This is a genomic window from Modestobacter sp. VKM Ac-2977, assembly GCF_026968045.1.
GTDB lineage: Bacteria > Actinomycetota > Actinomycetes > Mycobacteriales > Geodermatophilaceae > Modestobacter.
Map to the genome: position 1 here is coordinate 178,999 of NZ_JAPVBQ010000003.1, position 16,792 is coordinate 195,790.

Sequence of the window (16,792 nt, forward strand, 5' to 3'; positions counted from 1 at the left end):
GACCGCAGGCGGACAGGGGGGACAGTGAGCGCTGCGTACGAACTGCCGACCTGGGCCGTCCTGCCGGCCCGGGCCGACGCGGCCTCCGACCGGCTCGCCCGGTCGGCGGCCGAGGCGCTGCGCGTCCCCCGGGCACTGGTGGTCCTGGTCTCGAAGGCCGGGCAGGTCTTCCCGGGCGCCTTCGGGCTGCCCGAGCCGTGGGCCAGCCGCCGTTCGATGCCGTTGAGCCACTCGATGAGCAAGTGGGTGGCCACCAGCGGCAGCCCGCTCGTGCTGCGAGATGCCCGGGAGCACGCCGAGTTCGCCACCGATCCCTCCGTCCAGGAGCTGGACGCCGTCGCCTACGCCGGGATGCCGCTGTGGGGCGTGCACGGGCAGCCCATCGGCGTGCTGTGCGTCATCGACACCAGCCCCCGGGACTGGACGGAGCCCGAGCTCGCGACGCTGCACCGGATGGCCGACGACAGCTCCCGGCAGCTGCGGTTCCGGGTGATCGAGCTGGCCGAGCAGGAGGCGCACGCGGTCGCCGTCCGGGACGACAGCGCCGCCCAGAGCGCGGCCGAGGCGGCGCGCGCCGCGTTCGTGCTGGCCGAGGCCGACGCCGACCGGGCCCGGGTGGTCGCCCGGCTCAGCACCGCTCTGCTGCCGACGGAGACGTTCCCCGACCTGTTGCACACGGTGGACCGGCTGGTCCGGTCCCCGCTCGGCGCCACCACCGTGCTGCTCGGGGTGGCCGAGGTGGGTGCCCCGGAACTGCAGGTCTGGTCGACGGCGGCCAGGGCACCGCGGGGCACCGGCCCCGTCGCGTGCCTCCGGGTGGACGGCGCCCATCCGCTGTCGGCGGCGATGCGCGAACGGCACCTGGTGGTGGTCGCGACCCCGGAGGAGGCCCGGGCCTTCCCGGGGCTGCTCGAGCTGCCCGGTGCCGGTCCGGTCCTCGCCGTCCACCTGGCGCTCGGTCAGCACCACTCCGACGCAGCGCTGCTGGTCGGCTGGCGACAGCCCCGCCAGCTGGACGCACCGGTGCGGGCCGTCGTCACCGACCTGGCCCGGCCGGTCGGGCACGCGCTGGACCGGGTGCTGCTGCGCGACCAGCGACTGCGGCTGGCCGAGCTGCCGCCGGGGCCTTCCCAGGGCCTGACCCGGGGGCTCAGCGACCGCCGACGGACACCTCGAACTCGACCTGGCTCACGTCCGGCCGCAGCCGGCTGAACGAGTGCACCAGCGGGTGCCCCGACGTGTCCCGGACGGTGGTGCGCACGACGAGCAGCGGCGAGCCCGCGGTCACCTGCAGCACGTCGGCCTCGTCCGCGGCCGCCGTCCCGACGTCGACGAAGATCCGGGCGTGCGCCAGGTCGGCGGAGTACTCCCGGCGCAGGAACTCGTAGAGCGAGCCGTGGCTGAAGTCCTCGGTGGCCGCCTTCGGGTAGCGGGCGGCCGGCAGGAAGCTGCGGACGACGTGGTTGGGCAGCCCGTCGACGCTGCGCAGCCGGACCAGCTCCACGACGTCGGCGGCGGTGCCCACCGCCAGTTCGGCGGCGATCGGCGGCGCGGCCGGGACGACGCGCTGGCTGAGCACCGAGGTGCCCACCTGGGCGCCCTGCTCGGTCATCACCGAGTGGAAGCCGGCGATCCGGTGCACGAAGCTCTCGCGGTACTCGTGCCGGATGCCGGGCCGGCTGACGAAGGTGCCCCGCCCCTGCTCGCGGACCAGGTGCCCGTCGGCGACCAGCCCGTCGACCGCGCGGCGCAGGGTGATCCGGCTGACGCCGTACTCGGCGCACAACACCGGCTCGGGAGGGAGGAGGGTGTGTTCCGGCAGCGCGGAGGCGCGTCGCCGCAACGCCTCGCGCACGGCGAGGTACTTGGGCCCCGCCTCCGAACTCGCCACGCCCAGAAAGGTACTGCACCATGAGACGTCTAGACGTCATGACGTACGGTTCATCCGCCCGACCCCCTCGTCCAGAGGAGAGCACGTGCGCATCGGAGTCCTGACCGGCGGCGGAGACTGCCCCGGCCTCAACGCCGTCCTCCGGGCGGTGGTCCGCACCGCGGAGAAGCAGTACGGCAGCGACGTCGTGGGCTTCCGCAACGGCTGGCGCGGCCTGCTCGACGACGACGCGATGCCGCTGGACCGGCCCATGGTCCACAACCTGCTGACCCGCGGCGGCACGATCCTCGGCTCGGCCCGGGTGGCGCCGGAGAAGCTGCACGCCGGGCTGGGCCGGATGCGCGAGGTGCTCGACGCCCACGGGATCGACGTGCTGGTGCCCATCGGCGGCGAGGGCACGCTGACCGCCGCGGCCTGGCTGTCCTCCGAGGGCGTGCCGGTGGTCGGCGTCCCGAAGACGATCGACAACGACATCGACGGCACCGACCTCACCTTCGGCTTCGACACGGCGGTCAGCATCGCCACCGAGATGATCGACCGGCTGCACACGACCGCCGAGTCCCACCAGCGCGTGCTGCTGGTCGAGGTGATGGGCCGGCACGCCGGCTGGATCGCGCTGAACTCCGGGATGGCCGCGGGCGCGCACCTGGTGATCACCCCCGAGCAGCCCTTCGACATCGAGGAGGTCTGCGAGATGGTCACCGCCCGGTTCGAGCGGGGCCACCGGCACGTCATCGGGGTGATCAGCGAGGGGGCCACGCCCAAGCCGGGCACGATGCCGCTGCGCGACGGCGGGCTCGACGAGTTCGGCCACCGGCGGTTCACCGGGGTCGCCCAGCAGTTGGGCGAGGAGCTGGAACGGCGCACCGGCAAGGAGGTGCGGACGACGGTGCTCGGCCACGTGCAGCGCGGTGGCACCCCGACCTCGTTCGACCGGGTGCTGGCCACCCGCTTCGGGCTGCACGCCACGATCGCCGCCCACGAGGGGCACGTCGGGCAGATGGTCGCGTTGCAGGGCACCGAGATCGGGCTGGTCCCGCTGGCCGACGCCGTGGCACGGCTGAAGACCGTGCCCCCGTCACGACTGGGCGAGACCACCGCCTTCACCGGCTGAGCGGGCCGCTCCCGGCGGGCCAGGGGTCAGCGGCGTGGTGCGGTCGGCTCGCCGGGCAGCAGCTCGATCACGGTCACCTCGGGGCGGGCACCCACCCGCATCGGCGGGCCCCAGTAACCGGCCCCCGAGGTGACGTAGAGCTGGGTGTCGCCCTGCTGGGACCAGCCCTCGACCGCCGGCTGGTCCAGCAGCACCGCGTAGTCGAAGGGCCAGAGCTGGCCGCCGTGGGTGTGCCCGGACAGCTGCAGGTCGACCCCGGCGGCGCGCGCCTGCTCCACCTGCACCGGCTGGTGCGCCAGCAGGACCACGGGGACGGCGTCGTCCCGGCCGTCCAACGCGGCGTCCAGGTCGGCACCGTGGCCGGGCAGCCCGGAGGCGGCCGCCGTCCGGTCGTCGATGCCGGCCAGGTCCACCGTCGCGCCCCCGCGGCCGATCGACACCCGCTCGTTGCGCAGCACGTCGACCCCGAGGGTGGACAGGTGCCGCAGCCACTGCCCGGTGTCGACGAAGTACTCGTGGTTGCCGGTCACGAAGTAGACGCCCTGGTCGCTGACCAGGTCGGCCAGCGGGGCGACGTCCTCGCGCAGCTCGCTCACCTCGCCGTCGACCAGGTCGCCGACGATCGCCACCACGTCGGGGCGCTGGGCGTTGACCGTCTCCACGAGCCGCTCGAAGCGCCGCCCGCCGTAGGTCGAGGACAGGTGCCCGTCGGAGAAGGTGACGACCCGCAGCCCGGCCAGCGCAGGGTCCAGCCGTGGGATGCGGATCGGCACGCGACGGACGACCGGAGCCGAGTTGGCCAGGGCGACGCCGGTGCCCGCCGTCCCGACCGCGACCGCACCCGCCCCGACCGCCAGCGTGCGCGCCAGGAACAGCCGGCGGGAGGGGTCGGTGACGACGGGATCCTCCCGGACCGCACCGCCGCCAGGTGCCGGCCCCGGTTCGGGCGGAGCGGCCTCGTCGACCGACTCGGGCCGGCGCCGGCGCTGCCACAGCCGAGCGACCGCGCGGACCGGTTCGGTCGCCAGCGTGGCGAGGAACAGGTAGAAGGCCAGGCCCAGCCAGGTGTACCCGACCCAGTCCAGCACCCCGTCCCCGACCGACAGCCGGCCCCGCAGCAGCACGACGAGCACCGGCAGCACGGCCAGGACGACGAGCAGCACCGTCAGCCGGCGCCGGACACGCCCGGGCCGGGTGGTGCTGCGCACCAACCGCCACCAGAGGTATCCGTGCAGCAGGACCATGGCGAGCAGCACGGTCAGGCCGAAGCCGAGCAGGCCGATCAGGGACACCGGCGCGCTCCTGGGGGTCGGGGTGGTGCGCCCGACGCTACTTCGACCGGGTCTTCAGCACCGAGCGCAACTCCGGCCAGCGCAGCCAGAAGTCCCGCTCCGCCTGCTGGCACCGGGCTTCCTCGAGGGCGTGCAGGCGGCCCCAGGTGAAGGCGTTCTCCCCGGCTGCGAACGCCGCCCGGCCGAGCTGGACGCAGAGCGGACGGGTGACGAAGGTGTCCTGCCGGTCGCCGAGCACCTCCTGGACGCCCTTCAGCGTCGAGACCAGCTCGGCCACCGGTGCGCCCAGCACCGACACCGCCGCCTCCGAGGTGTACCGCAGCCGCTTGGCGGCCTTGCGCACGTCGTGCAGGGCCTCGGCGTCGTCGCTGTCCTGGGCCGCCTCGACGCTGCGCCGCAGCCGGCGGCCGGCGCGGGCGACGACCTCGCGGAGCACCTCCTCCGCGGGCCGGGTGGCGGCCTCGGTCAGCGGCGGCTCCTCGACCAGGACGTCGAGGTCGTCGCGGAGCTGGAGGTACGCGGCTGCGTTCAGCGCCTTGCGCGCCTGGGCGTCGCCGGCCTGCTCGTCCCGGGTCGTCGCCTGCTGCAGCCGGGCGGCGACCGGACCCGGCACCAGCTCCGCGGGCTCGGCGGCGACCAGGTCGCGCAGGTGTGCCAGCGCCACCTCGGCGTCCCGGCTGGAGGACAGCGCCGACCCGACCTGGGCCAGCTCCTCCCGCAGCGGGTCGGTCCGGGTGCGGTCGAGCACCGGGCGGAAGGCGGCGAGCGTGCTGCGCAGCCGACGGCAGGCCACCCGGACCTGGTGGACGCCGTCGGGCTGCCCGGTGCGGACCATCAGGTCGGCGTCCTGCAGCGCCCGGACCTGCGCGGCCAGCGCGGAGCGGACGACGTCGCCGGCCGGCGTGCCCGGTGCATGCCGGTGCTTCTTCTTCTTGCCCTTCTTCTTCCCGGCCCGCTCCGGAGCCGCGGCCGGCGGCTCGACCGCTCCGTCGGCGTCCGCCAGCCGGTGGGCGAGCACGCGGGTCAGCTTGGCCGGCGACGACGCCGGCCGGGCGCCTGCCGTGACGAGCAGCCCGGCGACGTCGGCGAGCAGCTGCTCGTCGCCGTCGACCAGCTCCACCTCCACCTCACGCCAGGTGGTGACCACGGCGGCCTCCCCGGGCGCGGCCGGCAGCGCGGTGCCCGTGACGTGGTCGTCGGCGACCTCGACCAGCACCCGGCCGTCGGCGTCGACGAGCTCACTGACCACCCGGCGGGTGCGCAGCGCGGCCACCTGGGCCGCCGGGGCGCGGCGGACGATGCCCAGCACCGGCTCCAGCACGGCCTTGGGCGGGGTCTTGGTGGCCCTGCCGAGGGGGGAGTGCAGCTCTCGGCGCGCACCGGCGACGGCCGGCAGCTTCACGTGCCAGCCGGCGTCCGGGCCGCCGGTGCGGCGCCGCATCGTGACCCGGGCCCGGGCCAGCCGCAGGTCGGTGGTGTCGTAGTAGGCGGCCTCCAGCGCGTGCTCGACCGGCTCGCGGACCTCGACCACGCCCGGCGCACCGCCGAGGTCGGGCAGTTCGAACGCCTCGTCGACGTCGAACTTCCGCTCGATCTCCACATGCTCGACAGCCACCGGCGCCACTCCTCCTCCACCGGGCCACCCTCTGCTGGGCGCCCCGCTGTGAGCCCTCCGTCCTACCGCACGCGGGTGAACGGCGCACCCGGCCGTCATCACCGTGCCGCGCTGGGCACCATGGACCCCGTGTCCCGCCGACCTCCCACCCGCCGCCGCTGGACCCCCACCGTCTTCGCCGTCCCGTGGGCCGTGGCGGCTGCGCTCCGACTGACCGGCACCGAACGCGGCTTCCCCCTCGTGCCCGCACTGGCCTTCACGCCGTACGTCGCGGCCACCAGCGTGCTGCCGCTGACCGCCGCGCTGGTGGCCCGTTCGCGCGGTGCCACGGCGTTGTCGGCCGCCGCGGCCGCGGGGCTGGCGGCCGCGGTGCTCCGGCCGACGACGCCCGACACCCCGGCGCGGCGACCACAGGGGCCGCGGCTGCGCGTCGTCTCGGCCAACATGCTGCACGGCCGGGCCGATCCGGCCGCGCTGCTGGCCCTCGCGGCCGAACAGGACGCCGACGTGCTGGCCCTGATGGAGGTCACGCCCGAGGCGGTCTCCGGTCTGCTCGCCGCCGGGGTGACCGACCTGCTGCCCGGCGCTCACGTGGTGCCCGCCGGCGAGGGCCAGCCCGCCGGTGCCGGCGGGGCGCTCTGGACCCGGCTGGAGATCCGGGGGCGCACGGTGGTGCCGGGGCGCTTCGGGCAGCCTGCGGCCCGGCTGGTCGTGCCCGGCGCGCCCGACGTCGAGCTGACCGCGGTGCACACGCACCCGCCGACCAGCTCCCCCGCCCAGGTCGCCAGCTGGGCTGCGGACCTGCGACTGCTGCCCGACCCGGAGCCGGAGGTGCTGCGGGTGCTGGCCGGCGACTTCAACGCCACCCCCGACCACGCCGCCTTCCGACGGCTGCTGCGCCGGGGCTGGGTGGACGCCGCGGCGGCGGTCGGTGCGGCCCGGCGGGCCACCTGGTGGCCGATGCGGGTGTCCCAGCCGCGGCTCACCCTGGACCACGTCCTGGTCGACCCGCGGATCGCGGTGGACGACCTGCAGGTCGTGTCCGTGCCCGGCACCGACCACCGAGCCCTCGTCGCCGACCTGAGGCTGCCGGCGGCCGGCTGACGGTCGGGAGGGAGGGAGTGTCCCGGGCGGCGGGTTCGCGGCACCGCCGCCCGGGCACTGCATCACATGCCCGCATCCCCGCCGGGTGCACGCGAGTTGTGTGACATCTGCGTTAACTCACCCGACCGCCCGCGCGGGGTGACTGCATGCGCACGGCCACGCACCCGAATCGGTCGGTCAGCCGACCCGCACGTCGTCCTGCCCGGCAACCGAGACGACGTCGCCACGGTGCAGTTGCCGGCCGCGGCGCTCCTCCGGCTCACCGTTCACCTGCACGTCCCCGGCGACCAGCACGTCCTTGACCTGGGCCCCGGTGGGAACGGCGTCGACCAGCTTGAGCAGCTGACCGAGCCGGATGGTGTCCTCGCCGGAGCGGAGTTCGATGGTGCGCACGGCCCTGATCCTCCCCGCCGCACGCCGGGGTCGGCACATCGCCCGCCGTGAGCACGCCGCTCAGGCCGGGGTCCACCCCACCGTCCAGGTCCCCGACCAGGTCTCCCCCGGCGCGAGCACCAGCACGTCCACGTCGTCGGCCAGCGCGTTCGGCGGGCAGGTCATCGGCTCCACGGCCACGCTGCGCCGCCGCTGGTCCGGGGGCAGGGTGTCGCCGGTGTAGACCTGCAGCCACGTCCAGGTCGGGTCCACGGCCACCTCCAGCGCACCGGCCGGCCCGCTGAGCCGGGTGCGCGCCCAGCCGTCGTCGTCCCGGACCAGGTCGGTCACGGCGGTGTCGATCGACTGGTCCCCGATCCGGCCGACCGCGCCGTCGTAGGTCCGCCGCTCACCGGTGGGCAGGCCGCCGTCGAGCACCAGAGCAGTGCGGGCCGGCACGGTCAGCTCGGCCGCGGCCACGTCGCCCGGGGCCGGCGCGCCGACCGAGAAGTAGGGGTGCATGCCTGCTCCGAACGGCGCGTCCTCGTCCCCGGCGTTGCGCACCCGCACGGTCACGGTGAGCTGGTCGGCCGTCAGCGTGTGGTCGACGGCGGCGGCCAGCCGGAACGGCCAGCCGGTGCGCGGCTCGATCGTCGTCCCGACCGTGACGGCGTCGGAACGCTGGGCCAGCACCTGCCAGGGCTGTGCGGTGACCAGCCCGTGCACCGCGTTCGGGGAGGCCTCGCTGACCACGTCGAGCTGGAGCTCCCGGCCACGCCAGGACCAGCGCCCGCCCCGGAGCCGGTTGGGCCAGGGCAGCAGGACCCCGCCGCGCCGGCCGGCCGGGACGGTGCCCGACGCGTAGCCGTCCACCACGTGCCAGTCGCCGACGACGAGCTCGCGCAGGGCCCCGCCGCGCAGGTCCACGGCCAGCCGCGCGGGACCGGCGGTCACCTCGACGTCGCGCGGTTCGGTGGCCGGCCAACGGAGGTCGGTGGACGAGGGCTCGAGCGACATGCGGTCCTCCCGGGGAGACGGTTCCCGGACAGCTCACCACAACGGTCGTCCGCCGGTTCCACGTGGAACCGGCGGCCTGATCCCGGTCACCGACGGGTCGTGACAGACGTCAGTGGCCCTGGAGAGGCGTGCGGCGACAGACTGGACGGGCACCGACCACGAGGAGCCCCCGATGCCCGAGCCCCACCTGCGCGCCGCCGATGCCGACCGGGCGGCGGTCGCCGAGGTCCTCGGCCGGCACATGTCCGCCGGCCGGCTCACCGTCGCCGAGTACGACGACCGGCTGGCCCGGGCCTACGCGGCTCGCACCTACGGCGAGCTCGCCGAGCTGACCACCGACCTCCCCGCCACCGAGCCGGCCGGGAGCCGCACCCCCGAGACCCCCGCTGTCGCCGGATCGCCGGCCGGCCCGGCCGGGGGTGGCCCCTGGGCAGCCCACGGCGGGTACGGCAGTTCCGTGCCCTGGGCCGGCGGCGCCAGCATGCGCGCGGCCTGGGCGAGCTGGGCGAGCACCGCGGTGATCGTGGTGGGCATCTGGCTGATCACCTCGCTGACCAGCGACGGGTGGATCCACCCCTGGCCGATCTGGGTGATCGGGCCGTGGGGGCTGTTCCTGCTCGCCCAGACGGTGGGCGGGCACCGCGACACCGTCGACCCGGGTGACCAGCGGCGCTCACTGCCCAACTGAGGCCGGCGGCCGGGCCGCGAAAGCCAGAGAGCGCCGGTGACCCGTCGGTCACCGGCGCTCTCTCCTCCCTCCCGGAGGAGGGACAGGGTGGGCAAGGGGGGAGTTGAACCCCCACGTCCTCTCGGACACACGGACCTGAACCGTGCGCGTCTGCCATTCCGCCACTTGCCCTGGCGAGGAAGGACAGTAGCAGCCCCCGGCGCAGCTTCCCGCAGCCCCCCGCCGGGACGGCACCGCCCATCGCCGGCGGCGCGCTGGTAGAACGGTGTGTCGACGCGGCACGGACGAGATCGTCCGGGGCGTCCCGCGCTTCCCGACCGGTCCGGCGACCCTCCCCCGGTTACGATCAGCGCTCAGGGCAGTGGGAGGTCGACCGAGCGCAAGGGAGCGACTGTGGGTGCGCTGCAGCGCTTCGAACGACGCCTCGAGGGCATGGTCGGGCTGGCCTTCGCCCGCGTGTTCAAGGGGAAGGTCCACCCCGCCGAGATCGCCCACGCCCTCCAGCGCGAGGCCGACGAGCAGCGTTCGGTGCTCAGTGGCGACCGGGTGCTCGCCCCGAACGTCTTCGTCGTGACCCTCGGCGCCACCGACCACGAGAACCTGGTCGAGTGGTCCGAACAGCTGGCCGCCGAGCTCGCCGACATGGTCGCCGAGCACATCGAGCGCGAGGGCTACCAGACCTTCGGCGACATCGAGGTCCGGCTGGAGCTCGACGAGGAGCTGCGCACCGGGGTCTTCGAGGTCGGCTCGCACGTCACCGGCGGGGCCTCGCAGCGTTCCGCCGCCGCGCCACCGCCACCGCCACCCGGCCTGCCCCCGCTCCCGCGGCTGCCCGGCGCCGCCATGGGGGCCACCGACACCGGCGCCCAGGACCCCTCGGTCGTCGGCCGCCCCGGCCAGCGGGTCAGCCACGTCCTGGTCGTCGACGGCCCGGGCACCAAGCACGTGCTCGAGCAGGGCAGCAACGTGCTGGGGCGCGGCACCGAGGCCGACGTCCGGCTGCCCGACACCGGGGTGAGCCGCAAGCACGCCGACGTCCAGCTCGTCGGCAGCGCGGTCGTCGTCGAGGACCTCGGCTCGACCAACGGCACGCTGGTGAACGGTCGTCGGGTGGGGCGGCAGGAGCTGGCCGACGGCGACGTCCTCCGCATCGGTCACTCGGTGCTGGTGTACCGGCAGGACGGCGCGTGAGCGCGGTCCCCGGGGGTCGCTGTGCCGGCTGAGATCGTGCTGCAGGGCTTCCGCTTCGGCTTCCTGATCCTGCTCTGGCTGTTCGTCTTCGCCGCCTTCCGGGTGGTCCGCGCCGACCTGTTCGGTGGCCGGGCCGGCCGGGTGGCCTCGGTGCCGCCCCGCGCCGCCGCCTCCCGCAAGCGTGGTGGCCGCGGACCCCGCCACCTCGTCGTGACCGCCGGCCCGCTGTCGGGCACCCGGATCACCCTGGGGGAACAGGCCATCCTGATCGGCCGCGCCGATGACTCGACCCTGGTGCTCACCGACGACTTCGCCTCCTCCCGGCACGCGCGGCTGACCAACCGCGGCGGCCAGTGGTACGTGGAGGACCTCGGGTCCACCAACGGCACCTACCTCGACCAGCAGCGGGTGCAGGGCCCGCTGCTGGTGGCCCCCGGTCAGCCGATCCGGATCGGGCAGACCGTCCTGGAGCTGCGTTCATGAGCTTGGTCCTCCGCTATGCGGCGCGTTCCGACCGCGGTCTGATCCGCGGCACCAACCAGGACTCGGTGTACGCCGGGCCCCGGTTGCTGGCCGTCGCGGACGGCATGGGCGGGCACGCGGCGGGCGACGTCGCCAGCAAGGTCGTCATCGCGGCGCTGGAGCACCTCGACGAGGACGCCCCCTCCGGCGACCTGCTCCAGGCGCTGCGTCACGCGGTGTTCGAGGGCAGCGAGCACCTGCGCGAGGTGATCCGGGAGTCCCCGCAGCTGGAGGGCATGGGGACGACGCTCACCGCCGTCCTCTTCGCCGGTGGCCGGCTGGGGCTGTGCCACGTCGGTGACTCCCGCGCCTACCTGATGCGCGACGGCGAGCTGCACCAGATCACCCACGACGACACGTTCGTCCAGACGCTGATCGACGACGGCCGGATCACCGAGGAGGAGGCCAACAGCCACCCGCAGCGCTCGCTGCTGTTGCGCGCCCTCAACGGCCAGGACGTCGAGCCGGACCTGTCGATGCGCGACGCCCGCGCCGGCGACCGCTACATGCTGTGCTCCGACGGCCTCTCCGGCGTGGTCAGCCACGAGACGCTCGCCGGGGCGCTGCGCGAGCCGGACGCCCAGGCGACCGCCGACCGGCTGATCGAGCTCGCGTTGCGCAGCGGTGGCCCGGACAACATCACCTGCATCGTGGCCGACGTCGTCGAGGACGACGGCCGTGGCGTGCTCGTCGAGCCGGTCGTCGACGGCGCCGCCGGTGACCACGTGGGCCAGCGCGAGGTCGACCCCCGGTCGGCCGCCGGCCGCGCCGCGCTCGCCGACCCGCAGGCCACCGGGCAGTCCACCGCGCTGACCACCAGCTCCCCGCCGCCGCGGCGGCGCCGGCCGCTGCGCACCGCGCTGTTCGCGCTGGCCGCCGTCGTGGTGCTGGGGGCGGCGACGATCGGCGCCTACCTGTTCGTGATGGGCCACTGGTTCGTCGGGGTCGCCGAGACCACCGACGGCGACCGGGTCGGGGTCTTCCGCGGGCTCAACGCCTCCGTCGTCGGGCTGGACCTCTACCGCCTGGACGAGTCGACGGCGCTGGCCACCACGGACCTCACCCAGGCCGCCCGCAACCGGGTGACCGACGGGATCCCCGCCGACGACCCGGACGACGCCGCGCGGATACTGTCCAACCTCCGCGGCCAGCAGCTGCCGCTGTGCCGGACGACGTCGGCGCTGGCCACCAGCACCCCGTCCGCCACCCCGGCCCCTCCGGCCGAGCCCACGCCCGCCCCCGCCCCGGGGCAACCGGACGCCGCCGCCACGACGACCGTGACCACGACCGTGCCCGGCGCGGACGCCGCCGAGCTGACGACCTCCACCTCGGCGCTGTCCCGTTCCGGTGAGCCGGGAGTGGACTGCCGGGAGGCCGACTAGTGGCTGCGCCGGTCAACGGCCCCGGCACCGACCCGCGCGCTGCCATCGCCCCCGGCACGGCCATCCCCACCCGGCGGGGCACCGAACTGCTCCTGCTCGGCTTCGCGGTGCTCATCACGCTGGCCGCACACCTGATCATCGACATCACCGTCACCGGGTCACCGGGCACCGAGCTGGTCACCTTCGGCATCTGGTTCTCCGCGCTGTGGCTCGTCGCGCACGTCGTCGTCCGGCGGTTCGCGCCCTACGCCGATCCGCTGCTGCTGCCCTGTGTGGCGGTGCTGTCCGGGCTGGGCCTGTCGATGATCCACCGGCTGGACATCGCCGGCACCCAGCTCGGCGGCGACGAGCCCACGAGCGTGGACGCCCCGGTCCAGCTGGTGTGGGCCACGGTCGGCCTGGCGCTGTTCATCGCCGTCCTGGTGATCGTGCGTGACCACCGGGCGCTCGCCCGCTTCGCCTACACCCTCGCCCTCATCGGGCTGGTGCTGCTGGCGCTCCCCGCAGTGCTGCCGAACTCCGAGATCAACGGCGCCAAGCTGTGGATCCGGTTCGGTGGCTTCTCCATCCAGCCCGGCGAGTTCGCCAAGATCTGCCTGATCGTCTTCTTCGCCGCCTACCTGGTCGACAAGCGCGACGTGCTCGCGCTGGCCAGCCGCCGGGTGCTCCGCCTGGAGCTGCCGCGCGGCCGTGACCTCGGCCCGGTGCTGCTGGCCTGGGTCGCATCGATCCTGGTGCTGGTCTTCGAGCGCGACCTGGGCAGCTCGCTGCTGCTGTTCGGCATCTTCGTGGTGATGCTCTACGTCGCCACCGAACGGGCCAGCTGGCTGGTCATCGGCCTGCTGCTGTTCGCCGGTGGCGCGTTCGTGGCCTATCAGCTCTTCAGCCACGTCCGGGTCCGGGTCGACACCTGGCTGGACCCGTTCGCCTACGCCGACACCGGCGGCTACCAGGTGGTCCAGTCGCTGTTCAGCCTCGGCACCGGCGGCCTGTTCGGAGCCGGGCTCGGCGGCGGGCGGCCGGACCAGGTGCCGGTGGCCAAGAGCGACTTCATCGCCGCGGCCATCGGCGAGGAGCTCGGTCTCTTCGGCCTGGTCGCGATGATCGTGATCTACCTGGTGCTGGTCGAGCGGGGGCTGCGCACCTCCCTGGTCGTCCGGGACGGCTTCGGCAAGCTGCTGGCCGCCGGGCTGGCCTTCTCCCTCGCCTGGCAGGTCTTCGTCGTCCTGGGCGGGGTCACCGGGCTGCTGCCGCTCACCGGTCTGACCACCCCCTTCCTCGCCTACGGCGGCTCCTCGCTCGTCGCGAACTTCGGGCTGGTCGCCCTGCTGGTGCGGATCAGCGACGCCGCCCGCCGGCCCGCCGCCACGGCGACCTCCACGCCGGCCAAGCTCACCGACGCGCCGACCGAGGTGGTCCAGCAGTGAACGCGCCGCTGCGCAAGGTCGCGATCAGCGTGCTGGTGCTGTTCACCCTGCTGATCGTCAACGTCAACGTGATCCAGGTGATCCGCGCCGAGGGGCTGCGCGAGAACTCGCGCAACACCCGGGTCCTCACCGACGAGTACGGCCGGGAGCGCGGGGCGATCGTCGTCGACGGCAACGAGATCGCCTCCTCCGTCGAGACCGACGACACCCTCCGGTACCTGCGCACCTACGCGAACGGGCCGCTCTACGCCCCGGTCACCGGGTACTACTCGGTGCTGTTCGGCAACCGCGGGATCGAGCGGGTCGAGAACGACGTCCTGCGCGGCACCGACGACCGGCTCTTCGGCCGGCGGCTGGCCGACCTGTTCACCGGCCGCGACCCCTCCGGCGGCAACGTCGAGCTCACCCTCGAACCTGCCGTGCAGGAGGCGGCGATGGCCGGCCTCGCGGGACAGGTGGGCGCCGTCGTCGCCCTCGACCCGTCCACCGGGGAGGTCCTGGCCCTGGCCAGCACGCCCACCTACGACCCGAACCTGCTCTCCAGCCACGACCCCGCCGCGATCCGCGCCTACGACGAAGAGCTGGACGCGATGGAGACCGACCCGCGGATCAACGTGGGCATCTCCGAGCGCTACCCCGCCGGGTCGATCTTCAAGGTGGTCGTCGCCGCCGCAGCGCTGGCCAGCGGTGACTACACGCCGGAGACGGTCGTCCCGGCGCCGCAGGACTACATCCTGCCGGGCACCTCCACGGACCTGCAGAACTTCGGCAACGAGCCCTGCAGCCCCACCGGCGAGCAGCCGCTGATCGACGCGCTCACCATCTCCTGCAACACCGCCTTCGCCCAGCTCGGCATCGACCTGGGCGAGGAGGCGGTCCGGGAGATGGCCGAGGCGTTCGGCATCGACGGCACGGGATTCGACATCCCGCTGCCGGTGGAGGGCAGCACCATCGGCGACATCGAGAGCGACGCCGCCCTCGGACAGACCTCCATCGGGCAGCGCGACGTCGCCCTGACCCCGATGCAGGCCGCGATGATCGCCGCCGCGGTCGCCAACGACGGCGTGCTGATGAACCCGTACCTGGTCGAGTCGATCCAGGCCCCGGACCTGACGGTCCTCGACCAGACCGAGCCCGAGCCCTTCTCCGAGCCCTTCTCGGAGGAGGTCGCCGCGCAGCTCACCGAGATGATGACCAACGTCGTCGACGAGGGCACCGGCCGCCGCGCCCAGATCAGCGGCATCCAGGTGGCCGGCAAGACCGGTACGGCGGAGAACGCCGGCCCCGACCACAACTGGTTCATCGGCTTCGCACCCGCCGAGGACCCGAGCATCGCGGTGGCCGTCTTCATCCGCAACGGCGGCGGCACCGGCGGCGACGTCTCCGCCCCGATCGCGCGCTCGGTCATCGAGGCCCACCTGCAGGGCGGCGGCTGATGGCCGTCCACGTGGGCAGCATGCTGGCCGGCCGCTACGAGATCACCGCGCCCATCGCCACCGGCGGGATGGGAGAGGTCTGGCAGGCCCGCGACCGCACCCTCGGCCGGATCATCGCGGTCAAGGTGCTGCGCAGCGAGTACACCGGCGACTCGAGCTTCCTCATCCGGTTCCGGAACGAGGCCCGGCACACCGCCGCCCTGTCGCACCCGAACATCGCCTCGGTCTACGACTACGGCGAGACGACCGAGGACGGCCAGCGCCTGGCCTACCTGATCATGGAGTTCGTCGAGGGCAAGCCGCTGGTCACCATCCTGGCCGAGCGCGGGCGGCTCACCGCCGAGCAGACCCTCGACGTCCTCGGGCAGGCCGGTGACGGCCTCTCCGCCGCGCACGACGCCGGCATGGTGCACCGGGACATCAAGCCCGGGAACCTGCTCGTGCGGCCGGACGGCGTGGTCAAGCTGACCGACTTCGGCATCGCCTACGCCCGCGACGCCGCACCGCTCACCCGCACCGGGATGGTGGTCGGCACCGCGCAGTACCTCTCCCCCGAGCAGGCCCAGGGGCACGTGGTGACCGCCGCCTCCGACGTCTACTCGCTCGGCGTGCTCGGGTACGAGTGCATCGCGGGGGTGCGTCCCTTCGACGGCGAGTCGCAGGTGGCGATCGCGCTGGCGCAGATCAACCGACCTCCGCCCCCGATGCCCGCGGACGTGCCGTGGCAGGTGCGGTCGCTGATCGAGCGGGCCCTGGCCAAGGACCCCGCGGCCCGCTTCCCCGACGGCGCGGCCTTCGCCGCCGCGGTGCGGCAGGTGGCGGCCGGTGGCCCCGTGCCCGCTGCCACCGCCATGACCCAGGTGGTCGGGGACGACGGCACGGCGACCACGGTGTTCCCGGCGACCGGCCCGGGCACCACCATGAACCCCTCGACCGCACCCCACACCATGCCCCCGCTGCACGGCCCCCCGGTCGACGGCGACGGCGCGAGCACCTGGACCGGTGACGACGCCGACCCGCAGGACCTCCGCCGCACCCGGTTGCTGTGGGCCGCGGCGGCGCTGGCCCTCGTGGGGCTGGTCGCCGCGGGGGTGTTCCTGGCGATGTCGGGGAACGGCGACGAGGGCGGCTCGGCCGCACCCAGCGGGCCCAGCTCACCGTCGACCTCGCTGTCGGCGACCACCAGTGCCTCCGGGGCCATCCCGTTCGACGTGTCCGACTACGTCGGGCGCGACGCCGACCTGGTCAGCGCCCAACTCGTGGGCCAGGGCTTCACAGTGCGGCAGGAGGACGCCACCACCGACGAGCTGGAGGAGGCCGGGATCGCGCTGGCCGAGAACGACGTCGTGACCGCCTCTCCCGCGGCCGGGCCCCTGGAGGAGGGGGCGACGATCACGCTGGCCGTGGCTGCCGAGGCCTACGCCCCCGAGGCCGAGGAGGGCGCCGAGCAGAGCAGCGCGCCGACGCCCGCGGCACCCGCGCCCGACAACGGGGACGACGGGGGCGAGGACGGCAGGCCCACGACCCCGACGACCGCCACCGTGACCGCGACGGTCACGCAGCGCAGCTCGCCCACTTCGAGCAGCAGCTCCAGCAGCAGCTCCAGCAGCTCCAGCAGCAGTTCGAGCAGCAGCTCCAGCAGCAGTTCGGGCGAGCCGGCGCCCGAGCCCGCCCCGGAGGCCGATGCGCGCGGGCCGGCCATCCCCGTGGTCACCCCGTGACACACGCGTCCCCCGGCGCT

The 16,792-nt window shown here is 74.5% G+C and carries 15 protein-coding genes and 1 tRNA gene; 10 read left to right on the forward strand and 6 right to left on the reverse strand.

Going from position 1 to position 16,792, the window contains the following annotated elements; translation table 11 throughout:
- The first annotated feature begins 24 nt into the window (after positions 1-24).
- Complete coding sequence (locus O2V63_RS13660; RefSeq protein ID WP_269168110.1) at positions 25-1,212, forward strand: GAF domain-containing protein; 1,188 nt, start codon at positions 25-27, stop codon at positions 1,210-1,212.
- Here the strand turns inward: O2V63_RS13660 and O2V63_RS13665 are convergent.
- Positions 1,151-1,891, reverse strand: coding sequence for a GntR family transcriptional regulator (locus O2V63_RS13665; RefSeq protein ID WP_269168111.1), 741 nt, complete (start codon positions 1,889-1,891; stop codon positions 1,151-1,153). The two genes, O2V63_RS13660 and O2V63_RS13665, sit on opposite strands and share 62 nt — an antisense overlap.
- 85 nt (positions 1,892-1,976) lie before the next feature.
- Between O2V63_RS13665 and O2V63_RS13670 the strand changes: the two genes are divergently transcribed.
- Complete coding sequence (locus tag O2V63_RS13670) at positions 1,977-3,005, forward strand: ATP-dependent 6-phosphofructokinase (protein WP_269168112.1); 1,029 nt, start codon at positions 1,977-1,979, stop codon at positions 3,003-3,005.
- Positions 3,006-3,031: 26 nt separating this feature from the next.
- On the opposite strand, the gene O2V63_RS13675 is transcribed toward O2V63_RS13670, so the two are convergent.
- Both O2V63_RS13675 and O2V63_RS13680 read right to left on the reverse strand, forming a co-directional pair.
- Positions 3,032-4,297 (reverse strand): metallophosphoesterase, encoded by a 1,266-nt coding sequence (locus tag O2V63_RS13675; RefSeq protein WP_269168113.1) that lies wholly within the window; start codon positions 4,295-4,297, stop codon positions 3,032-3,034.
- A gap of 37 nt (positions 4,298-4,334) precedes the next feature.
- On the reverse strand, positions 4,335-5,912 hold the full coding sequence (locus tag O2V63_RS13680; RefSeq protein ID WP_269168114.1) for a CYTH and CHAD domain-containing protein: 1,578 nt from the start codon (positions 5,910-5,912) through the stop codon (positions 4,335-4,337).
- 129 nt (positions 5,913-6,041) lie between these two features.
- Here O2V63_RS13680 and O2V63_RS13685 point away from each other — a divergent pair, with 129 nt between their 5' ends.
- On the forward strand, positions 6,042-7,016 hold the full coding sequence (locus tag O2V63_RS13685) for an endonuclease/exonuclease/phosphatase family protein (protein ID WP_269168115.1): 975 nt from the start codon (positions 6,042-6,044) through the stop codon (positions 7,014-7,016).
- A gap of 177 nt (positions 7,017-7,193) precedes the next feature.
- Here the strand turns inward: O2V63_RS13685 and O2V63_RS13690 are convergent, their stop codons facing one another.
- Positions 7,194-7,409 (reverse strand): RNA-binding S4 domain-containing protein, encoded by a 216-nt coding sequence (locus O2V63_RS13690; RefSeq protein ID WP_269168116.1) that lies wholly within the window; start codon positions 7,407-7,409, stop codon positions 7,194-7,196.
- Positions 7,410-7,469: 60 nt separating this feature from the next.
- Positions 7,470-8,405 carry an aldose epimerase family protein gene (locus O2V63_RS13695; RefSeq protein WP_269168118.1) on the reverse strand — a complete coding sequence of 312 codons (936 nt, stop codon included), beginning with the start codon at positions 8,403-8,405 and terminating at the stop codon, positions 7,470-7,472.
- Between the two features lie 172 nt (positions 8,406-8,577).
- On the opposite strand from O2V63_RS13695, the gene O2V63_RS13700 reads away from it, so the two are divergent.
- Complete coding sequence (locus tag O2V63_RS13700; RefSeq protein ID WP_269168119.1) at positions 8,578-9,093, forward strand: DUF1707 domain-containing protein; 516 nt, start codon at positions 8,578-8,580, stop codon at positions 9,091-9,093.
- Between the two features lie 88 nt (positions 9,094-9,181).
- On the opposite strand, the gene O2V63_RS13705 is transcribed toward O2V63_RS13700, so the two are convergent.
- A tRNA-Leu gene (locus tag O2V63_RS13705) sits at positions 9,182-9,264 on the reverse strand.
- A gap of 222 nt (positions 9,265-9,486) precedes the next feature.
- Between O2V63_RS13705 and O2V63_RS13710 the strand changes: the two genes are divergently transcribed.
- From O2V63_RS13710 to O2V63_RS13735, 6 genes are read left to right on the forward strand one after another with little or no spacing between them, the layout of a single operon-like run.
- Complete coding sequence (locus O2V63_RS13710) at positions 9,487-10,284, forward strand: FhaA domain-containing protein (RefSeq protein ID WP_269168121.1); 798 nt, start codon at positions 9,487-9,489, stop codon at positions 10,282-10,284.
- 21 nt (positions 10,285-10,305) lie between these two features.
- On the forward strand, positions 10,306-10,767 hold the full coding sequence (locus O2V63_RS13715) for an FHA domain-containing protein FhaB/FipA (RefSeq protein ID WP_269168122.1): 462 nt from the start codon (positions 10,306-10,308) through the stop codon (positions 10,765-10,767).
- On the forward strand, positions 10,764-12,188 hold the full coding sequence (locus O2V63_RS13720; RefSeq protein ID WP_269168123.1) for a PP2C family protein-serine/threonine phosphatase: 1,425 nt from the start codon (positions 10,764-10,766) through the stop codon (positions 12,186-12,188). The genes O2V63_RS13715 and O2V63_RS13720 overlap by 4 nt, the downstream gene beginning before the upstream one ends.
- On the forward strand, positions 12,188-13,615 hold the full coding sequence (locus O2V63_RS13725) for an FtsW/RodA/SpoVE family cell cycle protein (RefSeq protein ID WP_269168124.1): 1,428 nt from the start codon (positions 12,188-12,190) through the stop codon (positions 13,613-13,615). The genes O2V63_RS13720 and O2V63_RS13725 overlap by 1 nt, the downstream gene beginning before the upstream one ends.
- Entirely contained in the window at positions 13,612-15,051 is a 1,440-nt protein-coding gene (locus tag O2V63_RS13730) for a peptidoglycan D,D-transpeptidase FtsI family protein (protein ID WP_269168125.1), read from the forward strand. The genes O2V63_RS13725 and O2V63_RS13730 overlap by 4 nt, the downstream gene beginning before the upstream one ends.
- Entirely contained in the window at positions 15,051-16,772 is a 1,722-nt protein-coding gene (locus O2V63_RS13735) for a serine/threonine-protein kinase (RefSeq protein ID WP_269168126.1), read from the forward strand. The genes O2V63_RS13730 and O2V63_RS13735 overlap by 1 nt, the downstream gene beginning before the upstream one ends.
- Positions 16,773-16,792: the final 20 nt, after the last annotated feature.